Annotated in this window: 16 protein-coding genes; 8 read left to right on the top strand and 8 right to left on the bottom strand. The window is 64.4% G+C overall.

Annotated features, from left to right (window positions below; all coding sequences use genetic code 11):
- The first annotated feature begins 351 nt into the window (after nucleotides 1–351).
- Nucleotides 352–2,070 (top strand): adenylate/guanylate cyclase domain-containing protein, encoded by a 1,719-nt coding sequence (locus tag PMN64_RS26505; protein ID WP_411782758.1) that lies wholly within the window; start codon nucleotides 352–354, stop codon nucleotides 2,068–2,070.
- Between the two features lie 179 nt (nucleotides 2,071–2,249).
- Nucleotides 2,250–3,203: an ABC transporter substrate-binding protein gene (locus tag PMN64_RS26500; RefSeq protein ID WP_411782759.1), complete on the top strand. Its 954-nt coding sequence runs from the start codon at nucleotides 2,250–2,252 to the stop codon at nucleotides 3,201–3,203.
- An 83-nt stretch (nucleotides 3,204–3,286) separates the two neighbouring features.
- Here the strand turns inward: PMN64_RS26500 and PMN64_RS26495 are convergent, their stop codons facing one another.
- Both PMN64_RS26495 and PMN64_RS26490 read right to left on the bottom strand, forming a co-directional pair.
- Nucleotides 3,287–4,090: an isocitrate lyase/phosphoenolpyruvate mutase family protein gene (locus PMN64_RS26495; RefSeq protein ID WP_411782757.1), complete on the bottom strand. Its 804-nt coding sequence runs from the start codon at nucleotides 4,088–4,090 to the stop codon at nucleotides 3,287–3,289.
- Nucleotides 4,091–4,160: 70 nt separating this feature from the next.
- Nucleotides 4,161–5,060: an alpha/beta fold hydrolase gene (locus tag PMN64_RS26490; RefSeq protein ID WP_411782756.1), complete on the bottom strand. Its 900-nt coding sequence runs from the start codon at nucleotides 5,058–5,060 to the stop codon at nucleotides 4,161–4,163.
- A 105-nt stretch (nucleotides 5,061–5,165) separates the two neighbouring features.
- Between PMN64_RS26490 and PMN64_RS26485 the strand changes: the two genes are divergently transcribed.
- The gene (locus PMN64_RS26485; RefSeq protein ID WP_411782755.1) at nucleotides 5,166–5,675 is read left to right on the top strand and encodes a MarR family winged helix-turn-helix transcriptional regulator; all 510 of its coding nucleotides are present in this window, start codon (nucleotides 5,166–5,168) and stop codon (nucleotides 5,673–5,675) included.
- A 384-nt stretch (nucleotides 5,676–6,059) separates the two neighbouring features.
- Here the strand turns inward: PMN64_RS26485 and PMN64_RS26480 are convergent, their stop codons facing one another.
- Entirely contained in the window at nucleotides 6,060–6,428 is a 369-nt protein-coding gene (locus PMN64_RS26480) for an antibiotic biosynthesis monooxygenase family protein (RefSeq protein WP_411782754.1), read from the bottom strand.
- Between the two features lie 98 nt (nucleotides 6,429–6,526).
- On the opposite strand from PMN64_RS26480, the gene PMN64_RS26475 reads away from it, so the two are divergent.
- Nucleotides 6,527–7,003, top strand: a complete 477-nt coding sequence (locus PMN64_RS26475; RefSeq protein WP_411782753.1) for a MarR family winged helix-turn-helix transcriptional regulator — start codon at nucleotides 6,527–6,529, stop codon at nucleotides 7,001–7,003.
- 108 nt (nucleotides 7,004–7,111) lie between these two features.
- On the top strand, nucleotides 7,112–8,311 hold the full coding sequence (locus PMN64_RS26470) for a hypothetical protein (RefSeq protein ID WP_411782752.1): 1,200 nt from the start codon (nucleotides 7,112–7,114) through the stop codon (nucleotides 8,309–8,311).
- Between the two features lie 18 nt (nucleotides 8,312–8,329).
- Here the strand turns inward: PMN64_RS26470 and PMN64_RS26465 are convergent, their stop codons facing one another.
- Nucleotides 8,330–8,527, bottom strand: a complete 198-nt coding sequence (locus PMN64_RS26465) for a hypothetical protein (protein WP_411782751.1) — start codon at nucleotides 8,525–8,527, stop codon at nucleotides 8,330–8,332.
- A 248-nt stretch (nucleotides 8,528–8,775) separates the two neighbouring features.
- Between PMN64_RS26465 and PMN64_RS26460 the strand changes: the two genes are divergently transcribed.
- A complete protein-coding gene (locus tag PMN64_RS26460) occupies nucleotides 8,776–9,303 on the top strand; it encodes an ester cyclase (RefSeq protein WP_411782750.1) in 528 nt (175 codons plus the stop codon).
- Between the two features lie 205 nt (nucleotides 9,304–9,508).
- Here PMN64_RS26460 and PMN64_RS26455 read toward each other — a convergent pair whose 3' ends face one another.
- Complete coding sequence (locus PMN64_RS26455) at nucleotides 9,509–9,976, bottom strand: PaaI family thioesterase (protein ID WP_028341102.1); 468 nt, start codon at nucleotides 9,974–9,976, stop codon at nucleotides 9,509–9,511.
- Nucleotides 9,933–10,571, bottom strand: coding sequence for a bifunctional transcriptional activator/DNA repair enzyme AdaA (locus tag PMN64_RS26450; protein WP_411782749.1), 639 nt, complete (start codon nucleotides 10,569–10,571; stop codon nucleotides 9,933–9,935). Before PMN64_RS26450 ends, PMN64_RS26455 begins: the two co-directional genes overlap by 44 nt.
- A 206-nt stretch (nucleotides 10,572–10,777) precedes the next feature.
- Here PMN64_RS26450 and PMN64_RS26445 point away from each other — a divergent pair, with 206 nt between their 5' ends.
- A complete protein-coding gene (locus tag PMN64_RS26445; RefSeq protein ID WP_411782748.1) occupies nucleotides 10,778–11,455 on the top strand; it encodes a hypothetical protein in 678 nt (225 codons plus the stop codon).
- 60 nt (nucleotides 11,456–11,515) lie between these two features.
- Here the strand turns inward: PMN64_RS26445 and PMN64_RS26440 are convergent, their stop codons facing one another.
- Both PMN64_RS26440 and PMN64_RS26435 read right to left on the bottom strand, forming a co-directional pair.
- On the bottom strand, nucleotides 11,516–11,923 hold the full coding sequence (locus tag PMN64_RS26440; RefSeq protein ID WP_411782747.1) for an META domain-containing protein: 408 nt from the start codon (nucleotides 11,921–11,923) through the stop codon (nucleotides 11,516–11,518).
- 165 nt (nucleotides 11,924–12,088) lie between these two features.
- Nucleotides 12,089–13,759 carry an L-lactate permease gene (locus tag PMN64_RS26435; RefSeq protein WP_411782746.1) on the bottom strand — a complete coding sequence of 557 codons (1,671 nt, stop codon included), beginning with the start codon at nucleotides 13,757–13,759 and terminating at the stop codon, nucleotides 12,089–12,091.
- A 311-nt stretch (nucleotides 13,760–14,070) separates the two neighbouring features.
- Between PMN64_RS26435 and PMN64_RS26430 the strand changes: the two genes are divergently transcribed.
- Complete coding sequence (locus tag PMN64_RS26430; protein ID WP_411782745.1) at nucleotides 14,071–15,816, top strand: ABC transporter ATP-binding protein/permease; 1,746 nt, start codon at nucleotides 14,071–14,073, stop codon at nucleotides 15,814–15,816.
- Nucleotides 15,817–15,848 lie beyond the last annotated feature (32 nt).

Genomic DNA, 15,848 nt, shown 5'->3' with positions numbered 1-15,848 from the left:
TTTCGAACGAACCGGGTACCGGTTCGCGAAGAAAAACGCGTCAATACAAGGGACGCGCATTGGCGCGTCCTCATACCGCTGGCTTTAAGCCAGGTCGGAGTTTTATTCTCTTCGCATCTGGCTCGCCCAGCTATGCCGGAATTTTATAGGGCCAAGGTTTTGCAGGGCCGACGCAAGCGAAATGGCGGCCGGATCCGACTGCGTCCTTTGGTCGGGTCGAAAAGCAATCCCATTGCGGCCTAAAACGGCTCATTATGCTAGAAGATGCCGGTTGGCGGCAGCGCCGGGGCTTCATTTTCAAGGTTTCATTTCGCATATCGATAGATCCGTCGCATTTTCAGGGATCAGGGCATGATTGTCCGAGATCGGTTTCGCGGCCTCTTCCCAAAGTATTTTCTCGGACTGTTCCTGGCCGTCGCGCTTCCGCTCGTGATCAATGGGTCAATCGAAGCCTGGTTCGGTTACCGCGATCAACGTGCAAGGCTGGACCAGTTGCTTGGTGTTCAGGCGACGTCCGCGGCCGCTGAAATTCATAACTTCATCTCCGACATCGCAAGCCAGCTGGGCTGGCTGGTCCAACTTCCCTGGACCGACGAGGCCGATGAGGGGCGCCGAACCGATGCGTTGCGTCTGTTTCGTCAAGCGCCAGCCGTGGTCAGCCTGACACTCATCGACAACAATGGGTTGGAGCGTCTCTACGTCTCACGGGTCGGCCTCAATCGAATTGAAAGTCGTACCGACCGATCGGCTGAACCTGCGCTGGTCGGCGCCCACGCGCGTCAGGTTTGGTTCAGCGATGTCAGCTACAACAGAGGCTCGGAACCGTATTTGACCATTGCGCTCGTGGGTAACCGATCCGCGGTCGGCGCAGTCATCGCCGAAGTCAATCTCAAGCTGATCTGGGATGTCGTATCGGCGATCAAGGTGGGAGAGACCGGCCTCGCCTTCGTGCTGGACCGGCCAGGCCGTCTCATTGCCCATCCCGACATCAGCCTTGTGCTCCGCGGGCTGGAAGAAACAACCTCTCAGCCGTTTCGCGCCATACGCGACGCGATCGGCCCGGGAGCGGGCTTTGCAACGGGCCGGGACGGACAGGGACGTCGGGTTGCTGCCCGCGCGGCTCCTGTGGCGGGTCCCGATTGGACCGTCGTGGTGGCGCAGCCGCTCTCCGAGGCTTACGCCCCGATCTATGCCGCGTTGCGACGGACGACAGTGCTTCTCGCAGGCAGCACCGTATTTGCAGGGCTGCTCGCCTATGCATTCGCGCACCGGATGACCGAGCCGATCAGGCTGCTCGAGGAGGGGACCGAGCGGATCGGCGCCGGGTCGTTCGAGCACCGCATTGCGATCCAGACCGGTGACGAATTTCAGCGTCTGGCAAACAGCTTCAACAGGATGGCCGGTGAGCTCGCGCTGGCGCAGCAGCACCAGGAGCGGATCGCGAAGCTCAAGCGGTTTCTCGCGCCTCAGGTCGCCGATCTCGTCGATCGTGCCGGCGATGACAGCGTGCTGGATGGCCGCCGCACCGACGTCGTCGTTGTGTTCTGTGACTTGCGCGGGTTCACCGCATTTTCCGCAGGCGTCACTCCCGAGGAAGTCATGAGCGTGCTGTCCGAATATTATGAGGTCCTGGGCAGGGTCATTGCGCGGTTCGAAGCAACGCTCATCAGCTTCTCGGGAGACGGGCTGATGGTGCTGGTGAACGCACCCGTGCCGGTCGAGGAGCCGGCGCTGAGAGCCGTCGACCTTGCGAGCGAAATGCAGAAGCGCGTGCAAGGCTTGATCGGCGGCTGGCGGTCGCGAGGCTACCAGGTTGGCTTTGGAATAGGGCTTGCCAGTGGATCGGCGACGGTCGGACGGATCGGCTACGATGACCGGCTCGATTACACGGCCATCGGCAGTGTCGTGAATCTCGCCGCCCGCCTGTGCGCATCTGCCGCAGATCGGGAAATCCTGATGGACGCAAGGACCGCCGCAAGCGTCAGAGGCAAGCGCTCGCTGGAGGATATCGGGAGTCGACAAATCAAGGGCTTCGATGACGCCATTCCGGTGTTCGGAATATCTTTTTGATGTGCGTTGGCCGATGCCGCGAGGCGCGGTTCGGTGCAGTCCGTTGGCGACTGGTTTCGGATCGTGGGATATACTTCCGCCGACGGCGAACGCCAGCGGGTCGATAGAGCATGAGTTGCGCTCACTCTGGTGCAGCAACATCCCACGGACGCGGCAGCCGGCGTGAGGTCCTGTTGTTGATGGCCGCCGCCGCGGCTTGGACCACATCCTCGCACGCGCAGAAGCCGTCGATGCCTGTGATCGGCTATCTTTGTCCGGAATCGCCGGAGTTGTTCGGCAGCCGGCTGAAGGCTTTCCACCAGGGACTTCGTGAAGCCGGCTTTGTCGAGGGCCGCGATGTCGCGATCGAGTATCGCTGGGCCAATGGGCAATATGCCCAGTTACCCGCGCTGGCCGGCGAATTGATCGCGCGCAACGTCGATGTGGTGGTTGCGCCCGGCGGCGCGCCCGTCGCGCTTGCCGCCAAAGCTGCCGGCGTCACCAAGACAATCGTCTTCGAGATGGGCGGCGACCCGGTTCAGCTGGGTGTGGTGGACAGCCTGTCGCGGCCGGGAGGCAACATCACGGGAGTTTCGAGCCTGAGCGTCGACGTGTCGCCGAAGCGGCTCGAGTTGATGCACGAGCTCCTGCCGGCGGCGACAACGTTGGGGGTCGTGACCAACCCGACAAGTCCAACTGCCAGCTCGCAACTGCAGAGGCTTCAGGCCGCTGCCGAAACTTTGGGGGTCCATCTGCTGATATTGCGGGCAAGCAAGGAAGACGAGTTCGAGTCCGTATTCTCTTCCGTGGCGAGAGAGTCGGCAAACGCGCTTGTTTTCACCTCCGATCCCTATTTTGCATTTCGCAGCCGGCGCTTGGCCGATCTCGCACTGAAGTATCGTGTTCCCGCAATCACGCAGACCCGGGATTTCCCGACGGCCGGAGGCTTGATGAGCTATGGCGGAGATTTCGTGCAGTCGCATCGCCGCGCGGGCGTCTACGCCGGCCGGGTTCTGAAGGGTGAGAAGCCTGCCGATCTTCCGGTCCAGCTGGTCACCAAGGTCGAGTTCGTCATCAACCTGAAGACCGCCAAACTGCTCGGCCACGAGTTCTCTGCTTCAGTCGTCAGCGGCGCAGACGAAGTGATCGAGTGACTAATTCGTTCATGAACCCGGTAGTCCGGCCGGCACGGACTGAATGGTCCGGCCGGACCGTGGCATCGCCTGCGCTCACGGGCTCAACCGTCGGGCTGTAGAAAGGCGCCGTATTGCTTGCTGGAGGCGACCGCGGCTGCGGCCTGTCCGATGACGCGCATTGCCGCCATCATCGGCCACGGCCCAAGACTCACCCTGCGAACACCGGCACGGGCGAGCTCGCCGATTTCGGGCACACCTTGCGTCACCATGATGTTGACGGGCAGCGGCGTCAGCTGGACGAGCCTCTCGATCAGCGCGAGGTCGGTGAGCCCCGGCACAAAAATTCCGTCGGCACCGGCATCGGCATAGACCTTCGCACGCCTTGCCGCCTCATTCAGGCATTGCTCGGGCGAGCCGAACTTCAGCAGAAACGGATCGGTTCGCGCATTGATGAAGAGGTGAACGCCGAGTTGTTGCGCGGCGTCCCGCACCGCCCTGATCTTCGCGGCATGCTGCTCCGGAGTGACGAGCTGCCGTTTTCCGCCAACAAGCCCGTCCTCGATATTGATGCCGATCGCGCCGGCCTTCAGGATCCTCGCCGCCGAATGCGCGGCGGCATCCGGAGTGTCGCCATATCCCGCCGCCAGATCGATCGACACCGGAACCGAGACCGACGCGGTCATCCGCGAGACCAGGCCTTCCACCATCTCGAGCGGGGCATTTTCGCCGTCGGCGTAGCCGAGTGCGGCCGCGACCGCGCCGCTGCTGGTCGCCACCGCCGGTGAGGCCTTCGCGATCGCCTTGGCGGTGGCGACGTCCCAGGCGTTGAACAGGACGAGCGGATCGCCCTGCTTGTGAAGTCGGTGAAACGCTTCGGCGTATTGCTGCTGTGTCGTGGCGTCCATTGCGCGCACTCCTTCTCGGAAAAATTTGAAAGATATTGACTGACGCGGCCGCTGCTTGCGGCACGCCCGTTCAGTCGGCGGCGTGTGTTGTGAACCAGTCCATGATCAGACCGGTGACCTCGGCCTCGCGCTCGAGGTGCGGGAAATGGCCGACATCGGGCAGGACAATGCGCTGATGTGGCCCCTTGAAGAGCGGCTCTTCCTTGATCGAATACCGCGCTGTCGGATCGTTGCCGCCATAGATCGTCAGCGTCGGCGTATGCATGTCGTTGATTGGCAACCGGCCCGCAACACCCGCATCGACCAGGCCGTTGTAGTATTTCAGCGCCGCCTTCATGGTGCCGGGAGAAGAGAGCGTCTCCTTGACCGAGCGGAGATGCGCGTCGTTCTGCAGGGTCGGCGACCACAACTTCCAAAGGTAGTCGACGAAGGGAAGTCCCTCGATGTTGACCGCCGAGTGAGCGCCAGGCACCGTGAAGAAATAGACATGGAAGACCGATCGAACGGCATCGGGATCGCTCCTGAGGCTTGGGATTGTGATCGGGTGCGCGGTGTTCATCACCACGGCGGCCTTGATCGCCGATGGCGCCGTGGCCAGCGCCTGGAAGGTTGAGGTGCCGCCCCAATCCATGCCGACGACGTAGGCGCGTCCGTCGTCGCTCAGCGCCGCGATCAGCGCTTCGAGATCCTGGCCCAGCGCGATCGGATCGAAAATGCCGTCGGCCGGAATCTCGGTCGGCGCATAGCCGCGCAGGAACGGCGCGACCGCGCGATATCCGGCGTCCGCGAACACCTGCAGCTGCTTTCGGTACGACCAGGCATTGTCGGGAAAGCCGTGCATGAACAGGACAAGCGGCCCGCTGCCCTGTTCGAGATAGGCAAACCGCACGCCGTTGGCCTGCACGTATTTCAGGGCGGGTTCGCTGCCGGACGCGTCAGGCGTTGCCAGTGCGGTGCTTCGGGTCGTCATCGCTGCTCTCCATTCTTGCCGTCGTTGCTCTCCCTAATAATATGTGCGTAGCGCACATATCTGGTCAAGTTGTTTTTTGTGCGCAGCGCACATATTATTCTCCGCATGGAAAACGGAATCGCCAATCTGCTGGGCGCGCTGTCGCTCGCCGTCATGGATCGGATCGAGCAAGGCGCGCGCGAGGTGGTCGGCCGTGGCGGCGAAACGCCCGCGGCGCTGATCGTCATCGGCTATGGCCAGGGCATGACCAACGACAAGCTGAGGCGGATCCTCGGCCTGTCGCACTCCGGAACGGTCCGGCTGGTGGACCGGCTGGTTTCGGATCGGCTTGTCGAACGCCGGGCGGGCAAGGACGGCCGCGAGGTCGCCTTGCACCTGACGGCGTCAGGCGCGGCATCTCGCAACGAGCTGTTGGCGTCACGGATTTCGGCCGTGACGTCGCTGCTGGATGTGCTGTCGTCGACGGAGAGGAAGCAGCTTGCGACGCTGATCCGCGAGCTGCTGGCAAGGCAGGACACCTCCGAGATGGATCGCTTCACGATCTGCCGGATGTGCGACGACCGGGTCTGCACCAACTGCCCGTTGCCGACCAACAAGGGCCAGCACGCGCGCTAGCGCGCGAAAATCTTGGTTGAATCGGCCGAACCGCAGACTCGCTTGGCCTCTCCCGCTTGCGGGCAGGGCTATCGTGGCGACCGCGCAAGGGCTTGGCCTCGTGGTTCGAGACGCGCCGCAAGCGGCGCTCCTCACCATGAGGGTCTACTATTGTGCCGCAAAACAAGACCTCATCCTGAGGAGCTCGCCGAAGGCGGGCGTCTCGAAGGATGGCCACGAGGGCACCGCCACGAAATGCGATAGCCCTGCGCTTGCGGGGGAGGGTTGGGGTAGGGGTATCTCCACGATCGAGAACCTTCGTAGGGAGAGAACCCCCACCCGCCGCAAGCGGGAGAGGCGAAGCGAGTCTGCGGAGAGGTCGCATCAACCAAAAATCATCACAGCTTACGCGACGCAGATGTCGGCCACCGCCACCTTCTGGAACAAATGCGGCGAGGCCACCGCCGAGGCGGGATAGGCCGAAAGCTTGGCCCTGAACTCGGGGTTCATCAACGCGGCGCGGAAGGCCGCGATCGATTCCCAGACCGCGTAGTTCAGATAGGCCGGGCTCTCGCCGATCGCACGGTGCAGCTGGGTCGAGATGAAACCCGGCTGCCGCTTCATGATGGCGGCGTCGTCCTGCCAGGCCTTGAGAAAGGTGTCCTCGTCGGCCGCATCGAGCGTGAAGAGGTTGACGAGCACCACATTGGTGGCATCGACCGCGAGCTGGCGGTCGATCGGGAAAGCGGGGTCCAGGGGGCGCATCTGCGGCATGGTTGGCTCCGTTCTATATGGTGTTATGATGTCATTCCGTTATGATGGATACATATATAAATTGACATTATGATGTCAATACGTTTATATGGTGACAAATGCCGAATGCAAAACGAACGCCGGCGGGCGAAGCGCTGAGCACCCTGATTCCCGACCTGTTCAGGCTCAACAGCCTGCTGTTCACATCAGGCGACCGGCTGGTGGCCGGGCTCGGGCTGACCAGCGCACGCTGGCAGATCCTCGGCGCCATCGTCGCCGCCGAGCGCCCGCAACCGGTCGCATGGCTGGCGCGCGACCTCGGCGCTGCCAGACAGAACGTGCAGCGGATCGTCAACGATCTCGAACGGGACGGGCTCGTCGCCTTCGAGACCAACCCGCATCACCGCCGTGCCCAGCTCGTCGTGCTGACCGCCAGGGGGCGGCAAAGCTTCGACGCGGCGATGCGCCTGCAGCTGCCCTGGGTGAACGGCCTCGCCGACGGGCTGTCGATGAAGGACCTCGAAACCGTGGGCCGCGTCGTGACGGTGCTGCGCGGCCGGCTGGAGAGCGGCCAGGAACCTGACGAACGCACATGACCGCGATCGCGGCGCGAGGCCGCCGTTAGGAGGCCTTCTTTTTTGGCCAATGACATGGAGGTTTGCTAGTTACGACGGAACCGATTCTGCCCTTCGAGGACTTATCGTATGCGCGCGCTCCCGCTCCTGCTGCTCGGTCTTGCCGTCGCCTCGGCGCCTGCTCTCGCCCAGATGAAGCTGCAATCGAAGGCGGCGCCCGCCAGTGGCCCCGAGACGCGCTATTTCACCTCGATCGACGGCCTGATGGACGGCAATGCCGACGTCGTCCTGAAGGAAACCCGCCAGGGCAAGACCGTGACCGCGGCCGTGCTCGACGTCTGCTATCCCGCCGACAAGAGCTCCGACCGCAAGGACCGCTTCGTCGCCAACCTGACCATCAGCGGCCAGACGCTTTCCGGGATCGCCCAGAGCGTCACCGACAAGCAGCCGGTGACGGTCAAGCTGAACCGCAAGCAGACCGGCGACGGTTTTGAGTTCCGCGGCCAGATCACGATCGGCCAGACGGTGACCGAGGTCGCCTCGACGGACAATTCCGATCTCAGCGAGAAGGAATTCCAGGACAACCAGGCCACCGAGGACGGCATCACGCCGCAGCCGAAGGATTTCACCGACGTTTCGCCGGAATCGATCGGTGTGCGGGTGAAGCTCGACGCGGCGGCGGATTTCCTCAAGAGCCTGAAGGGCGAGGCCGTCGAGATCGGCACCTCCAGCCTCGCGGTGACCTGCGATGCGATGCGCTCCGGCGAGCAGACCATCAACCTCACCGTCGATCCCGAGCACGCCAGCGCGCTGCTCGCCAAGGCAAAATCGGCGCCCGGCGTGACCGCGGCCGGCTGGACCAGCGGCGTCGTCGAGATGGACCGCACGATCCGCTTTGCTGCAGCCGATTGGCGCGAAGGCGACAAGATCAACAAGGACAAGCTGGCAACCGCGATCGCGGGCGTGCTGGCGAAGACGCTTGCCGCAAAGCCCGCCTCGGCGACGTGGAACGCGAACACCGGCAAGCTCAAGCTGGTGCTGAAGCGGCCCAGCACGATCTACCCGGCACTCGGCCTCACCCAGAATTACGAGGTCACCGCCCTGGTCTCGCCCGACAAGCCCGGAAGTTCTGACCGGCTGATGCTGTGGGTCTCGAGCCCCACCGTCTCGACATCGGACGACAGCGCCGGCGCCAGGCTGAATCTGTCCGATGATTCCAGCAACGACGAGGAAGGCAGCGAGACCAGGGACGACAACGGCGCGATCGACGCGCTGATCAAGGAGTTCAAGGGCCAGCGCTGGGACGCCGACAAGTCGGTGTGGCGGTAAGGCCGCCGCTCACCTGATTCAGGCCGCTCGCGTCTTCAACGGCACGACGTTGTCGCGCACCGTCTTCGGGGTGGCGTCCGGACCGGACTGAAGCATCCCGTCGCTTCTGACGAACAATTCAGAACGGGGCTCGACCGCGGCGCGATCGAGCAGCGCCCGCAGCTCGGGACGAAGTCCGTCGCCGCGCAGCGCGGCGATCGCATCGAAGTTGCGCATGATGTTCTCCTCTGGTGCCGCAAATACGATTTCGCGTTCGCGTTCCGCGAACCACCCGCTTCCCGATTCCGCGACGACGATCGAGAAGCGGTGCTAAGCGCCATATCGACACAGCGGAATCTCGCTTGCACGCCGACCGAGCGCCCGATCTGAAATCGGGTGGCACGACACACGCCTCCAAATGTTCACTGCGCGCATCGACAGAACGCCGGCCGCGATACCGGCAACGCGCAAATGGAGACGAAGAGATGTCAGAGGAAAACAAGGACGTCGTCGGCCGGTGGTTCAAGGAGTTCTGGGGCAATCCCTGGAATCCGCGCATCATCAACGAGCTCGCCACGGCAGACATTGTCGTGCACTACCCGATGCACGAGCCGAAGCGCGGCCGCGCCGCGGTCATGAAGTTCATGACCGAATTTCGCGAAGCGTTTCCGGATCTCAATTTCTGGGGCGTCGGCGATCTCGTTGCGGAAGGCGATCTCGTCGTCGGCCGCTGGGAAGGCGGCGGCACCCACACGGGACCTGCCTTCAGCGACTTCCGCCTCGGCTCACTGCCGGCGGCCTCCGGCCGCAAGATGACGTTCGCCGGCACCACCGTGCTGCGCGTGCAGGACGGACGGATCGCCGAGGAGCTCGGACAGGAAGATGCGATCACCGCCATGCTTCAGCTCGGCCTCATTCGCCCGCCCGAACACGACGGAGCCGCGTCGCGGCCGGGCGGCGAGCTGCCCGCCGGCTGGAACAACATGCCGGGATATCCGGAGGGGCCACGCTGAACACGGCCGGAGTGCATGGCTCCATCGACGATCGCATTCATCACTACCCGAACGCGCTTGATGCGTGTTCGGGTAACGCAATCGATCGGTGCGGTGAACTTGAAGGTCTCTAAGCCGTAAGCTTGCTGGAGGCATTCCAATGTTACTGCGCCGGCATCGGATCTCCCGATGCAATGCCGGCGCAGTCTCTCCGCGGCGCTCGGCGTCAAGAAGGGAAAATCAGGCACGTCGTCGTGCCGTGGGCCAGCAGCCGTCCCTGCTCGTCGGTGACCCTGCCTTCGGCGGTACCGATGCGGCGGCCGCAATTGAGCACATTGCCTTCCGCTCTGATCGGCCCGGTGTCGGGCGTGATCGGACGCACCAGCGAGATCTTGAACTCGAGCGTGGTCTGGCTGGTGCCGGCATCGAGCGTCGACTGCACCGCAAGCCCCATGCAGCTGTCGAGCAGCGTCGCGGTGAGGCCGCCATGCACGGTGCCTGCCGGATTGAGATGCGCGTCGGTCGGCACCAGCGTGACGACGACGCGGCCGCGCTCGGCCTCGGCGACGTCATAGCCGAGCGTCCGCGCGATGGTGTTGAGCGGCAACGCGCCGCTGGCGAGGCCCTGCACGAATGCGAGGCCGCTCATCTCAAGTTTCTGTTCCGCACTGACGGTGCCGTAGCTCTTGGCCATTGCCGATCTCCATCGGGGTTCGTTGCATCGTGACGGCTGGCCGCTTGCGCCGCAGCGACGCGGCGGAGCGGCCGTAGAGTTTTGCGAATGCGGCATTCATGCGCCGCGCGCTCGAGAAGCCGGCGCGCTGCGCCACCAACGCAAGCGGCAGCTCGCTGCCGTCGATCAGGCGCTTGGCGCGCTGCACGCGCAGTGACAGCGCGACCTGGAGCGGCGAGGCATCGAGATGCTCGGCGAACAGCCGCGACAGATGCCGCGCGCCGACGCCAAGCCGCCCCGCCAGCGCCTCGACATTGCCGCGGTCGAGCGCGCCCGCCTCGATCAGCGCCAAGGCGCGCTCAACGGTGGTCCTGGTGCCCTTCCATGCCGGGCAGAACGGCGCCGCCTCGGGACGGCAGCGCAGGCAGGGCCGGAAGCCGGCGCGCTCGGCCGACGCGGCGCTGCCATAGAACCGCACATTGCTCGCGAGCGGCGTGCGCGCCCGGCAGACCGGGCGGCAATACACGCCGGTGGTCTTGACCGCGACGAACACGACGCCGTCCCAGGTCGGGTCGCGGCGCTGAAAGGCTGCATATTGTGCGGCGAAATCGAGCATGCGACCGCTATAGCCCCGCCCGCGCGCCGCGACGACCCGCTTTGCGGAGACGACGTCCGGAATCGACCGCTGCAGGCAGAAGAAACCCGGGCAACTACGGGGCCTGCGACCAAAAGACTTCGTGACGCCGCAGTTCGGTCACCGAAAATTAAGGCTCGATTTAGTTTCGAGGATCATGCTTCGCGCCATCGAACACAGGTCACGCCATGCAAGACCGCGAGCCGATCAGCGCTGCGAGCATCTGGCCAACAGATGTGACGGAGGGGCATTCGCCGGCACATACGGCGGACCTCTGGGATGTCACCGGCGAGAATCACGACGCCGCCCTATTGCTGCGGGAGCCGTTTGCCGACCGCATCGGCACCGCGCTGCTGGCGGCGACGGCACTGGCCGCAAGCTTCGTGCTGGGATGGACCGGCGGAGCCAACTGGCACGACCTCGCAGCTCCCGCCCAGGTCCCGATGGCCCAGAAGGAGGCGCCGGCCCCGCACATTGCGGAGGTGGCGCCGAGCCGAAAGAACGAGGGCCCACGCCGGGCCGCGTCCAACGCCGACCCCGTCGTCACCGGCAGCATTCCGAGGACCACGCCGGCCGGCCCTCGCCCGCTCGCCTTGGGCGCCGCGCCGACGACCTTGAATGCACAAGCCGCCGCATTGGGGCCGAAGCAGCCGCAGGCGGCGGCGCCGGAAACGCGGCCGAGCACGATCCCCGGATGGTCGGTGGTCGAAGTCCGCGACGGCACCGCCGTGCTCGAGGGGCCCGAGGGCGTCAAGATGGCCGCGCGCGGCGACGTCGTCCCCGGCCTCGGACGGATCGATTCCATCGTGCGCTGGGGCAACCGCTGGATCGTCGCCACCGCAAGCGGACTGATCGCAACGCCCTGAGCGTCTTGTCTTGACGCGTTTTCTTGACGCGAACCGGCGTCCACTTCGCTCGAAAACGCTTTAGTTGCTGTTGATCACGAAACGCAGCGACTTGCTGCCGGTGAAGGTCACCTCGTCACCGTGCCGCCGCCAGCCCGTCATGTCGCCGAGCGCAGCCAGCAGATCCTTGTCCGCCTGCACCCGCTCCGGCGTGCAGGTGCGGTTCTCCATCGCGCCGGGAACGAAGACGATGGTGTTGCCGGCCACCGAAAACTGCCCCTTGCCGCCGTCGCACCACAGCTCGAGGATCACCTCGCCATTGTCGCCGACCTCGATCGAGGGAATCCGCTTGGAGCCCGGCATGCGCGCGGCATCGAGCGTCATCACGAAGCCGAACGGGAACTCGTCCTGGGCCCGCGTCGGACCCGCGCCGAGAGCCGCGGCAACCAGCGCCAACGCGGCGATGCCGCCGTTCAAACTTCGCCTCATCGAAATCCTGCCAATCCTCGAAATGCGACGCGCAACTGCGGGCCCCTTCTATGGGAGCAGAACGCGATTGGCCAGATTGGCAACGTCGGAAAATGGGCTTGAAAAGCAAATCCCCGCGAGCCGTCCGCTCGCGGGGATTCCTGGTTCGACGGACGCGTCGCGGCGCTATTTCAGCACCAGCATCGTGAACGGATAGACATAGGCCTGCAGGGTCACGAACAGACCGACCAGACACGCCAGCACGATCGAGTGCAGGAACACATAGCGCAGGATCGAGCCCTCGTGGCCGTACCAGTTGGTCGCGGTTGAGGCGACCACGATCGATTGCGCGTCGATCATCTTGCCCATCACGCCGCCCGAGGAGTTCGCCGCCGCCATCAGGATCGGCGACAGGCCGAGCTGCTCGGAGGTGATCTTCTGCAGATTGCCGAACAGCACGTTCGATGCGGTATCCGATCCGGTCAGCGCCACGCCCAGCCAGCCGAGCAAGGTGCCGAAGAAGGGATAGAGCACGCCGGTCGCCGCGAAGGCGAGGCCAAGCGTGGCGTCGACGCCGGACAGCCGGGTCAGCGTGCCGATCGCCAGCATCGCCGAGATCGTGATCAGCGAGATCGCGCAGAGGCGGATGGTGCGGCCATACTCGGCGATCAGCTTGAGCGGCGAGAAGCCCATCAACAGACCCGAGATGATCGCGGCGATCAGCATGCCGGTGCCGGTGAACGACAGATAGGTGAAGCCGAACACGGCGCCTTCCGGAGTCGGCTTGGCAGCCACCGGCGGCACCTTGAAGATCAGCTTGTCGAGCTCGGGGACCGGATAGTTCCAGACGAAGTTGGCGTTCGCCCAGGCCTTGAAGGCACCGTTGCCCCAGATCAGCATCAGGATGCAGACGATGATCCACGGCAGCAGCGCGCTCCACATTTCGCCCTGGGTCAGCGGCGTCTTGTCGAGCGGCGGTGCGGCGGCCATCGTCGCCGCCGATTCATCGCGGCCGCGCAGCGCCGGCGACAGCCACAGCTGCCGCGGCTGCCAGACCTTCAGGAACAGGATCAGGGCTCCCATCGAGATAAGCGAGGCGCCGATGTCGACGATCCAGGGATTGATGTAGTTCGAGATCACGAATTGCGGGACCGCAAACGACACGCCGGTGACCAGGATCGCCGGCCACACCTCCTTCATGCCGCGCCAGCCGGCAAACGCCCACACCACCCAGAACGGCACGATCAGCGAGAACAGCGGCAGCTGCCGGCCGACCATCGCGCCTAGGATGTAGGGGTCGAGGCCGGTGACCGAGGCGAGGCCCTGGATCGGCGTGCCGAGCGCACCGTAGGCAACGGGTGCCGTGTTGGCGATCAGCGACAGGCCGGACGCGGCGAGCGGCGAGAAGCCGAGCCCGATCAACACCGCGCCGGTGATCGCGACCGGCGTGCCGAACCCGGAGGCGCCCTCGAAGAAGGCGCCGAACGAGAACGCGATCAACAGCAGCTGCAACCGCCGGTCCTCGGTGACGCCGCCGACCGCGCGCTTGAGCAGCTCGAACTTCCCGCACCTCACCGTGACCTGGTAGAGGAAGATGACGTTGAGCACGATCCAGCCGATCGGGAAGAACCCGGTGATCACGCCGAGCAGCGTGGCGCGGATCGACATGTTGGCCGGCATGGTGAAGACGAAGATCGTGATCAGGTTGGTCACGATCACGGCGATGATGGCGGCAATGTGCGCCTTCACCTTGCCGCTGGCGATCAGGACCAGCAGCGTGACCACGGGAATGGCGGCCGCGACCGTCGACAGCGCCGCATTGCCCATCGGGTTGTAGATTTGATTCCAGGTGTTCATCTCGGGATCCTTCCCACATTTTTTATGCAGCGCGCCGGCCTGCATGCGGGCAGGCGCGACTGGTGCGATTGCGGGAGTCCGTCGGAAAATCTGCAGCCCCGGCTCGCGAATGAACGATCGGTAAGGATCGCTCACATCCTCGCGAAAAATCGAAGGTCCCCCGCCCCTCGCCGTTGTCCTCATGCTAGGGTTGACTCGATTGCCGGGACAAGCCAACGCTTGCATGCCAGACCTACGACTTTAGTCGAGGATCACCCCGATTGTTCCGATTCTTCAGGCCTTTGCGGCCCCTTCCCCGGAGACGATAATCTGTGAACAACATTCGCTCGACGCTCGCGACGGTGTGGCGGATCGCCTCGCCTTATTTCAGCTCCGAGGACAAATGGGCAGGCCGCGGGTTGCTTGCCGCGGTGATCGCGATCGAACTCGCGATCGTCGGCATCAACGTCCTGCTCACGCAGTGGAACAACCGCTTCTACAACGCGCTGCAGGAACGCAATTGGGACTCCTTCGTCAGCGAGATCATCTATTTCTCCGTCCTGGTCGCCTTCTTCATCCTGCTGGCGGTCTACCAGCTCTACCTCAATCAATGGCTGCAGATCCGCTGGCGGCAATGGATGACGACGCACTATCTCGGTGACTGGCTGCGCCAGGCCAATCACTACCGGATGCAGCTCCAGGGCGACGCTGCCGACAACCCCGACCAGCGCATGACCGACGACGTCAAGCTGTTCGTCGATCGCACGCTCACGCTCGGCCTCGGCCTGTTGAGCTCGGTCGTCACGCTGGCGTCCTTTCTCACACTGCTGTGGGGCCTTTCCAATGAGGCACCGCTGCATTTGTTCGGTACGGAATATTCAGTTCCCGGCTACCTTGTCTGGTGCGCGCTGATCTATTCGGCGCTCGGCACCGTGCTGACCCATCTGATCGGCTGGCCGCTGGTCGGCATCGATTTCAAGCAGCAGCAATATGAAGCCGATTTCCGCTTCAACCTGGTGCGCGTGCGGGAGAACTCCGAGCAGATCGCGTTGCTGCAGGGCGAACCGGCCGAGCGCGAGCGCCTGCGCGTTCGCTTCGGACGCGTGGTGGAGAACTGGATCGCCCTGATGAACCGGACCAAGAAGATCACGGCGTTCACGGCGAGCTATAATCAGGCCTCGGTGATCTTCCCCTATGTGCTGGTGGCGCCGGCCTACTTTGCGCAAAAGATCCAGCTCGGCGGCATGATGCAGACCGCATCGGCGTTCTCAAACGTCCAGGGCGCGTTCTCGTACTTCGTCACCATCTATCGTCAACTGGCCGAGTGGCAGGCCGTGGTGAACCGCCTTGATGGATTCGAGGCAGGGATCGCGACGGCATCGAACCTTGCCAAGCGCGACCACCGAATTCATCTCACGGCGACGCCGGGCGGCGGCGCCGTCAGCCTGCAGGACCTGGTGCTGCGGCTGCCCGACGGAACGCCGCTGCTGAACGCGGACCGGTTCGACTTCCGCAAGGGCGAGCGCACGCTGATGACTGGCCCCTCCGGCGCCGGCAAGTCGACGCTGTTCCGCGCCGTGGCCGGCATCTGGCCGTTCGGCGATGGCGCGGTCGAGATCCCGGCCAATGCCAGCCTGATGATGCTGCCGCAACGTCCCTATCTGCCGATCGGCTCGCTGCATGACGCCGTCGTCTATCCGGGCGAGGCCACGCAATTCGATGCAGGACGGGTCCGCGAGGTCCTCACCGCCGTCGGGCTGCAGCAGCTTGCGGCGCGGCTCGAGGAACAGGCGCACTGGAACCGGATGCTGTCGCTTGGCGAGCAGCAGCGGCTCGGCATCGCGCGGGCGCTGCTGCATGCGCCGCAATTCCTGTTCCTGGACGAGGCGACGGCCTCGCTGGACGAGCCGGCGGAAGCCGCGCTGTACAGGCTGATTGCCGAAAGGCTGCCCGGCACCACGGTGGTTTCGATCGGCCACCGCTCGACGCTCGACGCCTTCCATCAGCGCAATGTCACGCTGGTCCGCGACGGCGACCGCTTCACCCTGCGCGACGCGGCCAAGGTCGCCGCGTCATAGGCGCGCGAATTTGGATTGAAGCGGTCCGGCAG

It is taken from the genome of Bradyrhizobium sp. UFLA01-814 (assembly GCF_046718885.1).
In the GTDB taxonomy this organism is placed as follows: domain Bacteria; phylum Pseudomonadota; class Alphaproteobacteria; order Rhizobiales; family Xanthobacteraceae; genus Bradyrhizobium; species Bradyrhizobium elkanii.
Note: the sequence above shows the minus strand (reverse complement) of the source record. Positions and strands in the feature narration are given on the sequence as shown.